Below are 17,408 nucleotides of genomic sequence, written 5' to 3' on the forward strand. Positions count from 1 at the left end.
ACGTGCGATCTGCCAGGCACCATTCCTCTGCCAGCCCGCACGTCACGTCGAGTGACGCCTGGCAAGTTACTCAGCCGTCTCGCCTGAATCCTTGATCACCTTTCCCCAGCGCACCATTTCCGCCTGAACGTAAGCCTTGTGGCCGGCTGCGCTGAGCCTGGAATCGGTCACAAGACGCAAGCCCAGCGCTTCCTGGCGCTTGATCAGGTCCGGGTCCTTGAGGGCTTCACGCACTGCGGCATTCAGCCTGGCAAGAACCTCTGGCGGCGTGCCCTGCGGGGCATACACGCCATGCCAGACCGTGACATTGAAGTCCGGAAGGCCGGCCTCGGCCAGTGTCGGCGTTTGCGCCAGTGAGGGCAGGTTCAGGCGCTCTTTGCTGCTGACGCCGTACACCTTCACTTTTTTACCCTCGATTTGCGGCACGGCGTTGGTCGCCTGCTCACACATCAGGTCTACCTGCCCACCTATCAGGTCTGTCATGGCCGGGGCGGTTCCCTTGTAGGGGACCGCCACCATCCTGGACTTGAGCGCACCCTGCAGCATCAAGCCGCAGAGGTGCGAAGCCGACCCGACACCCGCGTTGGCCAGGTTCACACGGCCGTCGGACTCTGCGATCCATTTGCGCAGTTCGGCCAGGTTGTTGGCCGCGAGTGTCATGCGGCCAATCAGTACCGAAGGCGCTTCGTTGATCAGGCCCAGGTACTCGAAGTCCTTCAGGGTGTCATAGGGCAATTTTTTATAGAGGGCCGGCGCAGTGGCAAGGCCGATGTGATGCACCAGCAGCGTGTAGCCGTCGGCCTTGGCTCGCGCAACGCGCGCCGCACCGATGGTCCCGCCGGCGCCGGCAGTGTTGTCAACGATGACGGTCTGGCCCAGCGGCTTGCGCAGCGCTTCAGCCAGGTCGCGGGCAATTTTGTCGCTCGGTCCGCCGGCGGCGAAGGGCACCACCAGCGTCACCGGCTTGTCCGGGTACTGAGCCCAAACCGCCGACACTGCCGCCAGGCTCAGCAGCGCCGGAACCAGAACCCGTTTGAACACCAACTTATTGTTTTTCATGCATTGTCTCCTTTGAAGTTGCTAAAGAATCAGGCGGAAAGGGCTTGCATCTGGTCGTAAAGGTCTGCCTTGCCTTCGAAACCAATACCGGGCAGTTCAGGCAGGGTCACATGGCCGTCGATCACCTTCACGCCATCGGGAAAACCGCCGTAGGGCTGGAAAAGATCGGGGTAGCTTTCGTTCCCGCCCAGGCCGAGTCCGGCAGCAATGTTGAGGGACATCTGGTGCCCGCCGTGGGGAATGCAGCGCGAAGGCGACCACCCGAATTGCTTCAGCACTTCAAGCGTGCGCAGGTATTCAACAAGGCCATAGGACAGCGCGCAGTCGAACTGCAGCCAGTCGCGGTCGGGGCGCATGCCGCCATAACGCAGGAGGTTGCGGGCGTCCTGATGCGAGAACAGGTTCTCGCCGGTTGCCATGGGACCGGGGTAGAACTCTGAAATCGCCGCCTGCAAGGCGTAGTCGAGCGGGTCCCCGATCTCTTCGTACCAGAACAGCGGAAATTCGCGGAGCATCTTGGCGTACGCAATGCCGGTTTCAAGGTCGAAACGGCCGTTCGCATCCACCGCAAGCCGGGCCTGTGAACCGATCTCCTTCAACACCGCCTCGATGCGCGCCCGGTCTTCATCAATGGAGGCGCCACCGATCTTCATCTTGACAACGTTGTAGCCACGATCGAGGTAGCTGCGCATCTCGGCGCAGAGCGCTTCGTTACCCTTTCCCGGGTAGTAATAACCGCCGGCGGCGTAGACAAAGACTCGTGGATTCGCCTCGCGCCCATGGCGTTCAGCCAGCATACGGAACAGGGGTTTGCTCTCGATCTTGGCGACCGCATCCCATACAGCCATATCAATGGTTCCCACGGCAACAGAGCGTTCGCCATGCCCACCCGGTTTCTCGTTGCTCATGGCGGCCGACCAGACCTTGGCGGGGTCGATGTTCGTGCCTTTGGCGTCAATCAGGCTTTCGGGCGCCGCGTCAAGGATGCGGTCCAGGAAACGCTCGCGGATAAGCCCGCCCTGTCCATAACGGCCGTTGGAATTAAACCCGTAGCCCACGACCGGCTTGCCGTCCCGGATCACGTCCGTGATCACTGCCACCAGGCTCAAGGTCATCTTGCTGAAGTCGATGTACGCGTTGCGGATGGGTGAACTGATGGGCAGGGTCTTCTCTCTGATTTCAACGATTTTCATGGGCTGGCTCTATGACAGGTTGTGGTGAGGATCGTTATGATCGCGAAGGCTGCCGCATTTGACCAATGCTGTTTTTCTTCTCTTCAATGCTTTCAAAGCACTGGGCATGAATTTCTCCTGGCTCGAAGACTTTTCTGCGCTGGCTATCACGGGCAATTTCTCCCGTGCTGCCGAAGAGCGCCACATGACGCAGCCTGCTTTCGGGCGCCGGGTGCGCGCCCTGGAAGAATGGATCGGCACCGAACTTTTTGACAGAAGCTCACAGCCCGTCCGGCTGACGGAAGCTGGCCAGTGGTTCCAGGGCATTGCCGAGGATTTGAAGGCTCAGGTGGCCCGCGTTCCGGGCGAGGCCCGGATCCTCGCCGAGGCAAGCACACATTCCCTGCGGTTTGCGGCAACCCATGCTCTGTCGTTTACCTTCATGCCGGGTTGGCTGCGGAGTTTTGAAGCGCACACCATGGCCGGAACGATACACCTGGAGTCAGACGTGCTGGCGCGATGCGAGGCGCTGATGGAGCAAAGCAAGGTGCAGTTTGTGGTGTGCCACGCCCACCCTGACGCTCCCGGGCGTCTTGAGTCCGGCGGTTTTCTCTCCATCCAGATTGGCGCTGACAGTCTCGTGCCGGTGACGGCCGTTGATGCCTCCGGCCAACCCCTGCACAGGCTGCAAGCGTGCAAGGCGCCGGTATCTCTTCTTGGCTACAGCGTCGAATCCGGGCTTGGCCGCATCTTGCGCGAAACAAGGTTTGAAGCCATGGAGAATGTCCTCACACAAACGGTGTTCACCGCGCACCTGGCCTCGGTGTTGAGAACCATGGTCCTTGAAGGCCGGGGCGTCGCATGGTTGCCGCAAACCTTGGTTCATGACGACCTGGCAACGGGTCGTGTGGTCGAGGCGGGTGTGCCTGCGTTACGCGTCCCCCTTGAAATCAAACTCTTCCGGTCCCGCAACTCCATGGGGCGAGCCGCGGAGGCGCTTTGGGATGCGGTGACGAAGCCGGTCGGCGGTGCCAGTTGACGCGTGCCTCTAGCTCCCGCTCTTGGCCGGCTGAGGAAGTTTTGTTGAACCAGATCGGGGCGTCAAGTGTGCTCAGTCCAGCCACTTCTGAAAAAACTGCGCCTGGCCCATGGCCGGGTCCAGCTGGTAGCCGGCAAAACCGATGCGTTCATAGAGCTTGATGGCGCTGCGGTTGCCTTGCAGTACCTCCAGTGTCAGTTTGCAGGCGCCGCGTTCGCGTGAAATCTCATCCACCAGCGCGAGCATCTGCTCGCCGATACGCTGGCCACGGTAGCCAGGCAGCACGGCCACGTCATGGATGTTGACGAGCGGGCGGCAGGCGAAGGTGGAAAAACCTTCGATGCAATTGACAAGGCCGACAGCCTTGTCGCCGCTAAAGGCCAGCACGCTGAAGGCATGCGGGCGTTTGGCGAGTTCACTGACGAGATATTTCTTTGCGAAATCGCTGAGCGGCTTGCCGCCGCCGGCCGGGTCTTGCGCATAGGCGTCGAGCAATTGCACGACAGCGGCGGCATGCACGGGGTTGCCGTAGTCGGCCCGGCAAACCTGCAGCGGGCTTTCGGAAGGGTTGGAGGATTCGGTCACGCGATGCGCTTTCAGTGCAGACAATCGGGTGATTCTAAAGACGGCGCACAAAGACAGAGCGCAAAACCGGGATTTAAAGCCAGTACAACTCTCTGGCGTTGCCGCCCATGACGGCCGCCTGGCTCGCTACGTCGAGCGGCGCAAGCAATTGTTGCGTCTCGCCCCACCACTGCGCGTAGCTGCCGGCCAGCTCCAGCACCGGCCAGTCGCTGCCCCACACCACACGCTGCTCACCAAAACTTTTGAGCACACGCTTGCCCCAGCGCGTGACGGCGCCGGCAGCCGGCTTAGGCCCGGCCTCGGTCATCAACCCCGACAGTTTGCAATAGGCCTGTGTCTCGCCGGCAATGCGCAGCATGTCGTCGGCCCAGGGCTGCCACTGGCCCGCAGCGATGTCAGGTTTGGCGGCATGGTCTATCACCATGCGCAAATCCGGGTGCCGGCGCGCCAGTGTCACGATATGCGGCAGGTGCACAGGCTTGACCAGCGCATCGAACACCAGGCCGCATTCCACCATCGCATGCAGGGCCGGCGCCAGCGCTGGCTGCAGTATCCATTGCGCATCGGCAATGTCCTGCAGCATCGGGCGCAGTCCCTTGAGCCGGGGGTGGCGGGCCAGCGCCGCTATGCGGGCAGGTGCGTCGGGCGCCAGCATGTCCACCCAGCCGACCACACCCAGCACACCGGGGCTCGCATCGGCCTGCGTCAGCAAAAAATGTGTTTCGGCTTCAGTGGCTGCGGCCTGCACCAGCACGCCGCCCCGCACACCCCATGGCGCAGACTGCGCCTGCCAGTCCTTCACGGCCACATCGCGGTAGATCGGCGCCAGCTCTGGTGTCAGCCAGCCGTAGTCATCACGCGCCAGCTGCCAGCAATGAAAGTGCGCGTCAATCACCGGAAACGACGTCATGGCGTCAGCACCTCGGCGGGCAGCAGGCCCTGCGTGCGCAGCGCTGTCCAGAACTCCGGCGGGATGGGGTGCGCCATCATGGCCACGGCGTCCGTCCATTCGCCGGCTTTGCGGGCACCCAGCATGAGGCTGTGCACGGCCGGGTGTGCCAGCGGAAACTGCAGCGCAGCGGCGCGCAGTGGAACACCGTGCGCTTCACAAACCCCTTCAATTTTTGCGGTCCGCTCCAGCCATTCGCGCGCGGCCGGCGCGTAGTTGAAAGTTGCAGCACCGCCGCGCGTCCCGGTGGCAAGAATGCCCGAGTTAAAAGCACCACCCAGTGCGATGCGCACGCCGCGCGCCAGGCACTGCGGCAGCAAAACGGGCAGCGCACTGTGGTCCAGCAGGCTGTAGCGGCCGGCCAGCATCAGCACATCCAGCTCGGCTTCGCGCAATACGTCCAGTACGACGCCGACATCATTGGTGCCCAGCCCGATTGCGCGTACTAGGCCTTCGCGTTTCAGTTGCTGCAGTGCCGGCAACGTTTCGTCAATCAGCTGACGCAGCACAGCATTCGCATTGGTGCCATGGGTCTGTGCATCCGGGTCGTGAATGTAGACGCTGTCGAGCCGGGACATGCCCAGCCGCTGGAGGCTGTCTTCCACGCTGCGGCGCGTGCCCCCAGCGCTGAAGTCCCAATGCTGGTTAAAAGGCAGGATGTCGACATAGCCGTGCTGGGCGGTCGCGGCATGCCCGTCGGGCGTCAGGATGCGGCCCACCTTGCTGGAGAGCGTGAAGCTGTCCCGTGGCCGCAAGCGCAGTGCATCGCCCATCCGCCGCTCCGACAACCCATGGCCGTAATGCGGTGCCGTGTCAAAACTGCGGCAGCCGCCGGCCCAGGCGGCATCCACCAGTGCCTTCGCCTCTTCGTTGCTGACGGCCGAAAACAGGTTCCCCAGCGGCGCACCGCCGAGCCCGAGTCGAAGGGATGTGAGACTGGAAGAGGTGGAAGTCATTTCAACATGCCGGCAAAGCCGCAGTTCCGGGTAAACACCAATAAAAGTTCAGCAATGTTATAGCTAACATGTCAGTCATCCAACCCGGAGAAACCCGCAGCCTGAAAAGCCGGGCGGATCTGGGCCATTGCCTTTCAATACCTCAGCCCCAACGCATGCTCAAGAATATTCCGCCACTGTTGGTCCCTGACGCACTGCATGGACTCTGCAGCATGGGCCATGGGGATGACGTCGCCATCGTGGACGCCAACTTTCCAGCCGCTGCCGTGGCGGCCCGGGGCGGCGCCCGGCTGGTGCAGCTGGCGGGTGTCACGTCGCCGCAGGCATTGCAGGCCGTGCTGCAACTTCTGCCGCTGGACAGCTACGTGCGCGACGTTGCCTGGACGATGCAGGTGGTGGGTGATGCCGGCGCTGTGCCCGCCCCTGTCGCCGAATTTTCCGCGCTGCTGGCCCAGGCGGCCGAGCGGCCCGCCGCCACGCTGGAACGGTTTGAGTTTTATGCGCGCACCGAAGCCGCCTTCCTGATCCTGCAGACGGGCGAGCAGCGCAAGTACGGCAACATCCTGCTGCGCAAGGGCGTCATATCCAGCGACGCGGGCTGACCCATGAGCAGTACGGCGCAAGCGCCTCACGCCCCGCCCATCAGCCTGCGTGCGCAGGCCTATGAGAGCTTTCAGCAGCAGATCGTCGATGCCAACATTCGCCCCGGGCAGTTTGTTTCGCAGCGCGAACTGATGCAGCTGCTGGGTATGCCGCTGGGTGCCGTGCGTGAGCTCATTCCCCGCCTGGAGGCCGAGGGCTTGCTCAAGACCGTGCCGCAGCGCGGCCTGCAGGTCGCCCACGTGGACCTCAAGCTGATCAACAACGCCTTTCAGCTGCGCCGCCTGCTGGAGCGCGAGGCCGCCACCCGCTTTGTCACCACCGTGTCGGACGCAGACCTCGCAGCCATCGAGCAGGCGCACCTGAACATCGTCAAGCGTGCGCGGAAAAAGGCCATTGACGACAGCCTGCTCAAGGACGCCACCGCGGTGGATTGGGGCCTGCACGACCTGATGATCGACGCACTGGGCAATGAGCTGATCTCCGAGGTCTACCGCATCAACAGCCTGCGCGTGCGACTGATCAAGCTCGAAGGCTCGACCCTTTCACCCGACGTGCTGATTCCAGCCATGGAAGAGCACCTCTGGTTTATCGACGCCCTCAAGCGGCGCGACGCGCCTGCCGTGATCGAACGCCTGAGCCACCATATTGAAAGCGCGCACCGACGTGTGCTAGGACTGCCGCGGCCCGATATGCCGTGGTCTTTGGAGACCCCTGAATGACGAGTTCTTTCCCCGCCGCCGAAAAATCGTTTCGCGGTATCTGGCCCGCCCTGCTGACGCCACTCACTGCCGACCTGAACATTGACCACGCAAAATTCGCAGCCCATTGCAAGGCGCTGATCGCCAGCGGTTGCCCCGGTGTGACCGCTTTCGGCACCACTGGCGAAGGACCGTCTTTTTCCCTGGCCGAGCGCAAGGAAGCCATTGACCAACTCATCAAAAATGGCATCCCGGCCGCGCAGATCATGGTGTCAACCAGCTGCGCCGCCCTGCCCGAAACGCTGGAGCTGACGCGCCACGCCGTCAAGGCGGGAGTGCACGGCTGCCTGATGCTGCCGCCATTTTTCCTCAAGGGCGTGTCTGACCAGGGCATCATCGACAGCTACCGCTATGTGATCGACGCCATGGCCGGCACGCCCTTCAAGCTGTACCTGTATCACATCCCCCAGGTCACCGGTGTGCCGCTGTCGCACCATGTGATCAGCACGCTCAAGAAGCAGTACCCGGACACCATCGTGGGCATCAAGGACAGCGCCTGCACCACCGCACATTCGGTCGGCCTGTCCGATGCGTTCATGAAGGAGATGACGGTGTATGTCGGGTTCGAGCCCGACCTGCCGGAGATGGGCCGCCGCGGCAGCACCGGCGCCATCAGCGGCCTGGCCAATTTCATGCCGCGCCTGGTCAAGCGGCTTGTCACAGAGCCCGACGCCCCCACCACGCCCGCCGAGCGGGAACGCGTTGTCGAGCTCATCGGCATGCTGGGCCCCTATTCACTGATGCCCGCACTCAAGGGGATCATGGCCATGCTGAGCGGAGACAAAACCTGGCTGCGCGTGCGCGCACCGCTGGTGGCTTTGACTGCCGACGAATACACGGCGCTGGAAAAAACCATCAGCGCCTTCGGGATTAATACAAAATCCGAGTGACGCCACGCCGGGCTGGTCCCGGTACGGTTTCGATAATTTCACGCGACTTAACGACAAAGTAAGGAGACAACATGACAGCTTCCCTCAAAGGTATTTTCCGCCGCAGCCTGCTGGGCACCGCTTCCGCCGTGCTGCTGATGGGCGCCCTGCTGCCCGCCGCACAGGCACAGAACAAGGTCGTGCTGCGCGTTTCCACGCCGGCCGTGCCGGATGACTGGCACGCCAAGATGTGGACCGTCTTCAAGGAGAACCTTGAAAAAAGCGCGCCCGGCGAGTTCGACGTGCAGATCAACCTGAATGCATCGCTCTTCAAGCAGGGCACAGAGCCCGCCGCCATGGCGCGCGGCAACCTTGAGCTGTCATCGATTTCCGCTTTTGACATCGCCAAGCTGGTTCCCGAATTCTCGATCTTCACGGCTGGCTACATCGTGCGCGACCCGGACCACCAGCAAAAGGTGTTCAACGGCCCCATCGGCACCGAGATGTTCAAGCTGGTCTCCGAGAAAATGGAAGTGACGCCGCTGTCCACCGTGTACCTCGGCACACGCCAGGTCAACCTGCGTGAGGCCCGCAACGTCAAGGTTCCTGCAGACCTCAAGGGCGTGAAGCTGCGCATGCCCGGTTCCAAGGAATGGTTGTTCCTGGGTGAGGCACTGGGCGCCACGCCCACACCGCTGGCCTTTGGCGAGGTTTACCTGGGCCTGAAGACCGGCACCATCGACGGCCAGGACAACCCCCTGCCCTCCGTGCGCGCGGCGAAATTCTATGAAGTGACCAAGCAGATCGTGCTGACCAGCCATCTGGTGGACGGCATCTTCATTGCGATTTCGAACAAGGCTTACAACGCCATGAACGCGACGCAAAAAACCAAGGTCAAGGCCGCTGCACAGGCTGCTTCCGCCTACAACAATGAAAACCGCATCAAGGAAGAAGGCCAGCTCGTCGAATTCTTCAAGAAGGAAGGCCTGACCGTTACGACACCCGATGTGGACGCTTTCCGCAAGACGGTGCAGACGACTTACCAGAACTCCGAGTACGCCAAGGCGTGGCCCAAAGGCCTGCTTGAGCGCATCAACAGCACGAAGTAATTCCTGCAGAGTTCCCTGAAAACAACCATGAAAAGCTGGCTCCAAAAAACCGCCAATCTGATTGGCGGCGGACTCTTCCTGACCCTGTTCATCGTGTTCGTGATCCAGATCACGGCGCGGTTTTTCTTCAACAAGCCGCTGGCCTGGACGGATGAGGCAGCCGTGATCCTCTATGTCTGGGTCATCCTGTGGGCGGCCGCCGTGGTGGTACCCGAGCGCGAGCACGTGGTGTTCGACCTGGTCTGGAACAACATGCCCTACCGTGGCCGACAGGCCATGGCGATTACCGGCAACCTGATCGTGGGTGGCCTGGCGGCTTGGGGCATTCCGGGCTGCTGGGACTATGTGCACTTCATGGCCCGCGAAGGAACGCCCGTGCTGGGCGTGTCTTTCCAATGGGTTTTCATGCCTTTTGTGCTGCTGCTTGCTGCTCTGGCGGTGCGCTCGGCCTGGGCGATCTGGAACGCGATCCGGGGCAAGGGTCTTGAAGCGGAGCTGCGGATATGACAAGCGCTATCTGGGTATTGGTTGGGGTACTGGCGGGCGGCATGCTGCTGCGCATGCCCATCGGTTTTTCGATGATCGCGGCGGGCATCGGCTACCTCGTGGTCAAGGGACAGGACATCGGCCTGGTGGCCGAGCAGATCGGCAACGGCCTTTACAACAGCTACGTGCTGCTGGCGGTGCCGCTTTTTGTGTTCGCCGCCAACATCATGAACGCGGGCACGGTCAGTGAACGGATTTTTGACTTCTGCCGCATCCTGGTGGGCCGCTTTCGCGGCGGCCTGGCGCAGGTGGACATTTTGGTCAGCGTGATTTTCTCGGGCATGAGCGGCAGTGCAATCGCCGACGCGGCCGGTCCCGGCCTGGTCACGATTCGCCAGATGCTGAAAAAACCGGAATACACGCGCGGCTTTGCCGGCGCGGTGGTGGTGGCCAGCGCCACGCTGGGCCCCATCATCCCGCCGTCGATCCCCATGGTGATTTACGCGCTGGTGTCGGGCGCTTCGGTCGGCGCGCTCTTCCTGGGCGGCGTGGTGCCGGGCTTCCTGATGGCCGGGCTGATGATGGGCGTGGTCGCGGTCATCGCGAAAAAGCGCAACATGCCACGCGACGAACCTGTGCCACGCTCGGAATGGGCCGGCCTGATCTTCCGTGGTGCGCTGCCGTTGTCCATGCCCATCGTGCTGCTGGGCGGCATTTACTCCGGCATCTTCACGCCGACCGAAGCCGCCGCCGTGGCCGCGCTGCATGCATTGATCCTGGCGGCGCTGGTGTTCCGCGCATTGACGTGGCGCAGCTTCTGGGTCGTGGTCATGGAATCCACACGCGCCAGCGCGGTGATCACCATGATCCTGGCCGGCTCCTTCATGCTCAACTACGCCTTCACCGCCGAAGGCGTGCCGCAGGCCATGGCCGCGTGGGTCGACAGCATGCACTTCTCGCAGATCGGCTTTTTGCTGATGGTGAACGTCATGTTCCTGGTGCTGGGCTGCTTCCTCGATGTTTCGGTGCTGCTACTGGTGTTTGTGCCCATGCTGCTGCCCGCGGCCAAGCTGCTGGGCGTGGACCTGGTGCACTTCGGCGTGCTGGTGGTGCTCAACATGATGATCGGCCTGATCCACCCGCCTTTCGGCATGCTGCTGTTCGTGACGAAAGCCCTTACCGGCATTCCCATCGGCGAAATGATGAAGGAAGGCTGGCCTTTCCTCGTCATGCTGCTGCTGCTGTTGCTGGCCATGACGTGCTTTCCGCAGATCGTGCTGTGGCTGCCACAAACAATGGGCTATGGCGGGAAATGATCCACCCCCGAAGCGCCTGCGGCGCCTCCACCCTCAAGGGGGCGACGCCAGCGGCCCGGAGAAAATGACTCCCCCCGAGGCACCTGCGGCGCCTTCCCCTCGAGGGGCGACGCTAGCGGCCCGGCAAAGCCGGTTCCGCGGCGTCTCTCGGTTTTTGGGATTCTCTTCACCTCTGATATTGCAATATGAATGACGAATTGAATGCCGAGGTCGTTTGCGTTGCCAGCTGGAACGCTGACCTTATCTCCCGCGTCGAGCGGCCCATCGCGCGCGGTGAAACGCTGATGGCCACCGATTTCAGCATCAGCCCGGGCGGCAAGGGCAGCAATGCGGCAGTGGCCGCTGCCCGCCAGGGTGCGCGTGTGGCACTCATTGCCCGTATCGGCGACGACGATTTCGGTCGCATGGGCATGAAGCTCTGGCATGAGGAAGGCATCGTCACCACACACGTCGAGCAGGTAGCCGGTGAGCGCAGCGGTGTTGCGCAAATTCTCGTCTACGAGGACGGTGACAACAGCATTGCGGTGTATCCCGGTGCCGGCAAAGGCCTGGCCGCGCGGCATGCGCAGGCCGCGCAGCAGGTGCTGGGCGCTTGCCGTGTCGTGATGGCTTCGTGCGAGGTGCCTGCAGACGCCACGCTGGAGGCGTTTCGCCTGGCCCGCGGCGCAGGGGCCATCACCATCCTGAACCCCGCGCCTGCTCGCCCGCTGCCTGACGAGCTGCTGGCGGTGGTCGATGTGCTCACGCCCAATGAAAACGAACTCTACCTGCTGGCCGGTGCAGCGCATGCCGGTTCGGTGGACGACGCAGCCCTGCAGTTGCTCAACCGCGGTACACGCGCCGTGCTCGTCACGCTGGGCGCTGACGGCTGCCGGCTCTTCCAGGCCGGCAAGCCGCCCATTTCACTGCCGGGCCGCCCCATGGCAGTGCGCGACACCATAGGCGCGGGCGACACCTTCACCGGCGCGCTGGCCGCTGCGCTCGCACGCGGAGAGCTGCTGCCTGCTGCCATGCAGTGGGCCAATGCAGCTGCCGCACTGTCGGTCACACGGCACGGTGCCATCGACGGCATGCCGTCCTTCGCCGAAGCGGCGGCGCTGCTGGGCTAAACACCGCTACCTGGCAAGAATGGCTGCAGCCTAATAGTATCGGGCGCAAGCAGCTATTAAAACGATAGCAACCGGCAAACTCAGGCCCCGCGCCTGTTATTGCCCGAAGTCGTGTAGGCCAATCGCCGCTTTACCGGATATTTACGCGCCTCTTTCAGGCGCTTTATCTGCGCCCCCAAGGCTTGCAGTGATAATTATTGAGCGCCGTCAGGTGGGTCCGAGGGCTTTGGCTGCCGGCGCATGAATCACCATCAAACACAAAAAAATGCTGCGCCGGCCCGTCTGGCGCAGCGGGCACCAAGGACAGCTGATGGACCCGAAAGCCGAGACGCCGGAAAGCGGCGCCCCTACCCCATCCCGTAAACGACTGAGCCGCCGCGCGTCCATCATCGGTAGCGTGATCGCCGTGCTGGCACTGGCCGGCACCGGCTGGCTGGCCTGGCACCTGACCCATCCTTCCGCAGACACCCCGACGGGCGGCGGCCCGGGCGGTCCGGGCGGAGCCTTCAGGCGCGGTGCACCGGCCACCACGGTGGGTGTCGCCACCGCCGAGAAGGCCAGTATCCCGATCGTCCTGGAAGCCCTGGGCACCGTCACGCCCCAGGCCACCGTCAGGGTGCGCCCACAGGTTTCCGGCGTGATGGAAAAGGTTTTGTTCAAGGAAGGCCAGATGGTCAAGGCCGGTGAACTGCTGGCCACCATCGACCCGCGCCAGTTTGAGATGGCGCTGATGCAGGCCGTCGGCCAGCGCCAGCGCGACGAGGCCCAGCTCGACAGCGCCCGCGTCACCCTGCAGCGGTTCAGGACCCTGCTGGAACAGGACTCGATTGCCCGCCAGGATGTGGACACGCAGGCCGCGCTCGTCAAGCAGCTTGAAGGCACGGTCGTCATTGACAAGGCCAACGAAGGCACGGCGCGGCTCAACCTGGGCTACACCCGCGTGGTCGCGCCCGTCAGCGGGCGCGTGGGCCTGCGCACCGTAGACGTCGGCAATGTGGTGAGCAACAGCGACACCAACGGCATTGCGCTGATTACCCAGGTCAGCCCGATTGACGTGGTCTTCTCCATCCCGCAGGACCGGGCGGGCGAGCTGCAACAGAACGCCGGCGGCAGCACTGCCATGAAAGTCGTTGCGCTGGACCGCACGCGCACCGCCACACTTGATACCGGCGTTTTTGCCTCGCTCGATAACCAGGTGGACACCACCACCGGCACCGTACGGGCCAAGGCGCGCTTTGCCAACAGCAAGCTCACGCTGTTCCCCAGCCAGTTCGTGAACATACAGCTGCAGGTCAAGACACTGGAAGACGCGGTGGTGGTGCCCGTCACCGCCGTACGCCTGGGCAGCACCGGCGACTACGTTTATGTGCTGAACGCCGCCGACCGTACGGTGTCCCTGCGGCCGGTGCAGCGCGGCCAGGCCACAGCCGAAAAGATCGTGATCACCTCCGGGCTGAAGGCCGGCGAGCGCGTGATCACCGAAGGCGCCGACCGCCTGAAGGACGGCGCCAGTGTGGTGCTGCCGGGCGACGCGCCCGGCGCCGGCATGGGCGRCAAGCGCCGCGGCGCCAGTGCACCGGGCGGCGGCGCTTCCGCGGCCGGGCGCCAGCGCCCCGCATCTGACACCGCCGGCAGCGCACCGGCAGCGGCACCTTCCCCGGCAGCGGCACTGCAGCCCGGCGCCGCGCCGCCTTCCATTGCCGGCCCCACGGCCGAGCAGCGCCAGCGCATGCTCGACCAGGTCAAGGACGACCCGGCCGCGCTGGAACGCCGCAAGCGCTTCCTGGAGCAAATCGACAAAGGCGACCCGGAAGCCCTGGCACGCTGGCAAGGCATGAAGGACCGCCGCCAGGGCGAACGGCCAGCGCAATGACCCGGGACTCTCAAGAATGAGCCGCCGGGCCGTTCCCAAGGCGAATAGCATCGCAGTGCGAAGCACGAAGGTTATTGAATGAGCCCCTCACGCCCGTTTATCCTGCGCCCGGTGGCCACTTCGCTGCTGATGGTGGCCATTGTGCTGGCCGGCCTCGTGGGTTTCAAGTTTTTGCCGCTGTCGGCCCTGCCGCAGGTCGATTACCCCACCATCCAGGTGCAGACGCTGTATCCCGGCGCGAGCCCGGAAGTGATGGCGCAGACCGTGACAGCGCCGCTGGAACGCCAGTTCGGCCAGATGGCCGGCCTCTCTCGCATGAGCTCCACCAGCGCCGCCGGTGTCTCCATCGTCACGCTGCAGTTCGGCCTGGGCCTGGCACTGGACGTCGCCGAGCAGCAGGTGCAGGCCGCCATCAACGCGGGCGGCTCCCTGTTGCCGGCTGACCTGCCCGCCCCGCCCCTCTATGCCAAGGTCAACCCGGCGGATGCCCCGGTGCTGACACTGGCCATCACGTCCGACACCATGCCGCTGACGGAGGTGCAAAACATCGTCAACACCCGGCTGGCCCTGAAGATCAGCCAGGTCAATGGCGTGGGGCTGGTGTCGCTCAGCGGCGGGCAGCGCCCCGCGGTGCGCATCCAGGCCGACACGCGGGCGCTGGCTTCCTACGGCCTCGGGCTTGATTCACTGCGCACAGCGATCTCCGCAGCCAATGCCAACGGCGCCAAGGGCAGCATCGACGGACCCACGCGGTCCTATTCAATCAACTCCAACGACCAGCTGGTCGCCGCGGCCGACTACAAAAACCTCATCATTGCCTTTCGCAACGGTGCGGCGGTGCGCGTGTCCGACGTGGCACAGGTCGTGGACAGCGCCGAGAACATCAAACTGGGCGCATGGTCTGGTCTGAAGCCGGCGATTATTCTCAATGTGCAGCGCCAGCCCGGCGCCAACGTGATTGCCACGGTGGATGCCATCAAGGCACGCCTGCCCGAACTGCAGGCCGGCCTGCCCACCTCCCTCAGGGTCGATGTGCTGAGCGACCGCACGACCGGCATACGCGCCTCGGTGATGCATGTTGAGATTGAACTGCTTCTGGCCGTGGTGCTGGTCGTGCTGGTGATCTTTGCTTTCCTGCACAGCTTGCGCGCCACCGTGATCGCCAGCCTGGCCGTGCCGATTTCACTCGTCGGCACCTGCGGCCTGATGTACCTGCTGGGCTACAGCCTCAACAACCTGAGCCTGATGGCGCTCACAATCGCCACCGGCTTTGTGGTGGACGATGCAATCGTGATGATCGAAAACATCTCGCGCTACATCGAGGAAGGCGAAGAACCGATGGCCGCAGCCCTCAAGGGTGCGACGCAGATCGGGTTCACCATCATTTCGCTGACGGTGTCGCTGATCGCGGTGCTGATTCCGCTGCTGTTCATGGGCGATGTGGTCGGCCGGCTGTTCCGCGAGTTTGCCGTGACGCTGGCCATCACCATCCTGATCTCGGCCGTGGTGTCGCTCACCCTCGTGCCCATGATGTCGGCGAGATGGCTCAAGCACGTGCCGGAAACGGCGGGCGAAGGCCGGCTGGCCCAGGCGGGCGCGCGGCTCCAGCGTTTTTTTGACGGCGTGATCGCGCGCTACGACGTGTGGCTCACCTGGGTGCTCAAACGCCAGGGCGCCACGCTGCTGGTGGCACTGGCCACCCTGCTGCTCACGGTGTTGCTGTATGTACTGATCCCCAAGGGCCTGTTCCCGACGCAGGACACCGGCCAGCTGCAGGCTCGCGTGGAAACCGCGCAATCGGTGTCCTATGACCGCATGGCCGCGCTGCAGCAAGCCACGGCCAAGGCCATCCTGGAAGACCCCGACGTCGAAACACTGAGCTCCTTCATTGGCGTGGACGCAGCCAACAACACCATGCTGCACACCGGCCGCATGCTGATCAATCTGAAAAAAGAGCGCACCGGCAGCCAGCAGGAAACCATGGACCGGCTGCAGCGCAGGGCCGCCGCGGTGGCCGGGGTCACGCTCTACCTTCAACCCACGCAAGACCTGACCATCGACGCTGAAACCGGGCCCACGCAGTTCCGCGTATCGCTCGAAGGCTCGAACAACGCCACCGTAGTCGAATGGGCCAACAAGCTCACGCAGCGCATGCGGCAGCTCGAAAGCCTGCGCAACGTGTCGTCCGATGCGGGCTCCAGCGGCGCGGGGGCCTACATCACGGTAGACCGCGACACCGCGTCGCGCCTGGCCGTCACGACCTCGTCCATTGACGATGCGCTTTACAGCGCTTTCGGCCAGCGCATTGTCTCGACCATCTTCACCGAGACCAACCAGTACCGCGTGATCCTCGAAGCCATGCCCGACTCCTTGCGCACGCCCGCATCGCTGGGCAGCCTGCAACTCAAAACCGGCTCCGGCACGCCAACACCGCTGTCGGCCATCGCCACCATCACGGAGCAAGCGGCCCCACTGCAGGTTACCCGCGTAGCCCAGTACCCGGCCACCACACTGGGTTTTGACACGGCGCCCGGCGTCTCGCTGGGCAAGGCGGTCGACGAGATCCGGCTGGCCGCCAAAGACATCGCCATGCCCGCCAGCGTGACCATGACCTTTCTGGGCGCGGCGGGCGCCTACCAGGCCTCGCTGTCCAACCAGCTCTGGCTCATCCTGGCGGCCGTGATCTGCGTCTACATCGTGCTGGGTGTGCTGTATGAAAGCTACATCCACCCGCTGACGATCCTCTCGACCCTGCCCTCCGCCGGCGTGGGCGCGCTGCTGGCGCTGATGATCAGCGGGTCAGGCCTTGGGGTGATCGGCATCATTGGCATCATCCTGCTGATCGGCATCGTGAAGAAGAACGCCATCATGATGATTGACTTCGCGATCGACGCCGAACGCAACCAGGACAAGTCACCGCAGGACGCCATTCACCAGGCCGCGCTGCTGCGCTTCCGGCCCATCCTGATGACAACACTGGCGGCGCTGTTTGCTGCTGTGCCTCTGATGCTGGGCTTCGGCGAAGGCGCTGAATTGCGGAGGCCTCTGGGGTTGGCGATTTTTGGCGGGTTGATTGTGAGTCAGGTGTTGACGCTATTTACGACGCCGGTGATTTATTTGGCGTTTGATCGGTTGGGGCGGAGGTTTCGGGGGAAAGGGAAAGAGAAGGAGGTTTCCGCGTGAGGCCTGTTGCTCTTTCGTTCTTTCGGGGTGTGCTTTGTCCCGGGGCCGGGGTTGCCGGCGGCAACTCACTTTCTTTTGCTTCGCCAAAAGAAAGTAAGCAAAGAAAAGGCGACCCTGGTTCCTGCGTCCCCTGCGCTTCGCTCCGGGGCAACCTGCGGTACTCGGTCCAGCCGGGGTCAAAAACAACTCGCCTTCGGCTCAAACAAGTTTTTGCCCTGATCCGTCTGGCCCTGCGCTCCTCGGCGCATCCACAAGGGGTGGGCAAGGAATACCAATACCCGAATGCCAAACAGCCGCAGACAGAATCCCGAATACATGAAGAAACAAGGACTCGCCGTGGCG

At 63.4% G+C, this 17,408-nt stretch carries 15 protein-coding genes; 10 read left to right on the plus strand and 5 right to left on the minus strand.

The window, feature by feature from the left end; all coding sequences use genetic code 11:
• Window positions 1-66: 66 nt before the first annotated feature.
• A complete protein-coding gene (locus tag AC1DYQ_RS09420; protein WP_477686566.1) occupies window positions 67-1,059 on the minus strand; it encodes a tripartite tricarboxylate transporter substrate-binding protein in 993 nt (330 codons plus the stop codon).
• Between the two features lie 29 nt (window positions 1,060-1,088).
• Window positions 1,089-2,252: a mandelate racemase/muconate lactonizing enzyme family protein gene (locus tag AC1DYQ_RS09425; protein WP_477686567.1), complete on the minus strand. Its 1,164-nt coding sequence runs from the start codon at window positions 2,250-2,252 to the stop codon at window positions 1,089-1,091.
• A gap of 106 nt (window positions 2,253-2,358) precedes the next feature.
• On the opposite strand from AC1DYQ_RS09425, the gene AC1DYQ_RS09430 reads away from it, so the two are divergent.
• Window positions 2,359-3,270, plus strand: a complete 912-nt coding sequence (locus AC1DYQ_RS09430; protein WP_477686568.1) for a LysR substrate-binding domain-containing protein — start codon at window positions 2,359-2,361, stop codon at window positions 3,268-3,270.
• Between the two features lie 72 nt (window positions 3,271-3,342).
• Here the strand turns inward: AC1DYQ_RS09430 and AC1DYQ_RS09435 are convergent, their stop codons facing one another.
• The 3 genes from AC1DYQ_RS09435 to AC1DYQ_RS09445 are packed head-to-tail and all read right to left on the minus strand — an operon-like array spanning window position 3,343 to window position 5,760.
• Window positions 3,343-3,870 (minus strand): GNAT family N-acetyltransferase, encoded by a 528-nt coding sequence (locus AC1DYQ_RS09435; RefSeq protein ID WP_477686627.1) that lies wholly within the window; start codon window positions 3,868-3,870, stop codon window positions 3,343-3,345.
• A gap of 58 nt (window positions 3,871-3,928) precedes the next feature.
• A complete protein-coding gene (locus tag AC1DYQ_RS09440; protein WP_477686569.1) occupies window positions 3,929-4,765 on the minus strand; it encodes an amidohydrolase family protein in 837 nt (278 codons plus the stop codon).
• Window positions 4,762-5,760: an aldo/keto reductase gene (locus tag AC1DYQ_RS09445; protein WP_477686570.1), complete on the minus strand. Its 999-nt coding sequence runs from the start codon at window positions 5,758-5,760 to the stop codon at window positions 4,762-4,764. The genes AC1DYQ_RS09440 and AC1DYQ_RS09445 overlap by 4 nt, the downstream gene beginning before the upstream one ends.
• A gap of 155 nt (window positions 5,761-5,915) precedes the next feature.
• On the opposite strand from AC1DYQ_RS09445, the gene AC1DYQ_RS09450 reads away from it, so the two are divergent.
• From AC1DYQ_RS09450 to AC1DYQ_RS09490, 9 genes are all read left to right on the plus strand, one after another.
• The gene (locus tag AC1DYQ_RS09450; protein WP_477686571.1) at window positions 5,916-6,362 is read left to right on the plus strand and encodes an RbsD/FucU family protein; all 447 of its coding nucleotides are present in this window, start codon (window positions 5,916-5,918) and stop codon (window positions 6,360-6,362) included.
• A gap of 3 nt (window positions 6,363-6,365) precedes the next feature.
• On the plus strand, window positions 6,366-7,082 hold the full coding sequence (locus AC1DYQ_RS09455; protein WP_457278702.1) for a GntR family transcriptional regulator: 717 nt from the start codon (window positions 6,366-6,368) through the stop codon (window positions 7,080-7,082).
• A complete protein-coding gene (locus AC1DYQ_RS09460) occupies window positions 7,079-8,011 on the plus strand; it encodes a dihydrodipicolinate synthase family protein (protein ID WP_477686572.1) in 933 nt (310 codons plus the stop codon). The genes AC1DYQ_RS09455 and AC1DYQ_RS09460 overlap by 4 nt, the downstream gene beginning before the upstream one ends.
• A 71-nt stretch (window positions 8,012-8,082) precedes the next feature.
• Window positions 8,083-9,099: a sialic acid TRAP transporter substrate-binding protein SiaP gene (locus AC1DYQ_RS09465; RefSeq protein ID WP_477686573.1), complete on the plus strand. Its 1,017-nt coding sequence runs from the start codon at window positions 8,083-8,085 to the stop codon at window positions 9,097-9,099.
• A gap of 27 nt (window positions 9,100-9,126) precedes the next feature.
• Complete coding sequence (locus tag AC1DYQ_RS09470; RefSeq protein ID WP_457278705.1) at window positions 9,127-9,606, plus strand: TRAP transporter small permease; 480 nt, start codon at window positions 9,127-9,129, stop codon at window positions 9,604-9,606.
• The gene (locus tag AC1DYQ_RS09475) at window positions 9,603-10,901 is read left to right on the plus strand and encodes a TRAP transporter large permease (RefSeq protein ID WP_457278706.1); all 1,299 of its coding nucleotides are present in this window, start codon (window positions 9,603-9,605) and stop codon (window positions 10,899-10,901) included. The genes AC1DYQ_RS09470 and AC1DYQ_RS09475 overlap by 4 nt, the downstream gene beginning before the upstream one ends.
• A gap of 185 nt (window positions 10,902-11,086) precedes the next feature.
• The gene (locus AC1DYQ_RS09480; RefSeq protein WP_477686574.1) at window positions 11,087-12,010 is read left to right on the plus strand and encodes a ribokinase; all 924 of its coding nucleotides are present in this window, start codon (window positions 11,087-11,089) and stop codon (window positions 12,008-12,010) included.
• Window positions 12,011-12,320: 310 nt separating this feature from the next.
• The gene (locus tag AC1DYQ_RS09485; RefSeq protein WP_477686575.1) at window positions 12,321-13,883 is read left to right on the plus strand and encodes an efflux RND transporter periplasmic adaptor subunit; all 1,563 of its coding nucleotides are present in this window, start codon (window positions 12,321-12,323) and stop codon (window positions 13,881-13,883) included.
• Window positions 13,884-13,961: 78 nt separating this feature from the next.
• Window positions 13,962-17,066, plus strand: coding sequence for an efflux RND transporter permease subunit (locus AC1DYQ_RS09490; protein ID WP_477686576.1), 3,105 nt, complete (start codon window positions 13,962-13,964; stop codon window positions 17,064-17,066).
• Window positions 17,067-17,408: the final 342 nt, after the last annotated feature.

It is taken from the genome of Polaromonas sp. P1_F4, from assembly GCF_056405675.1.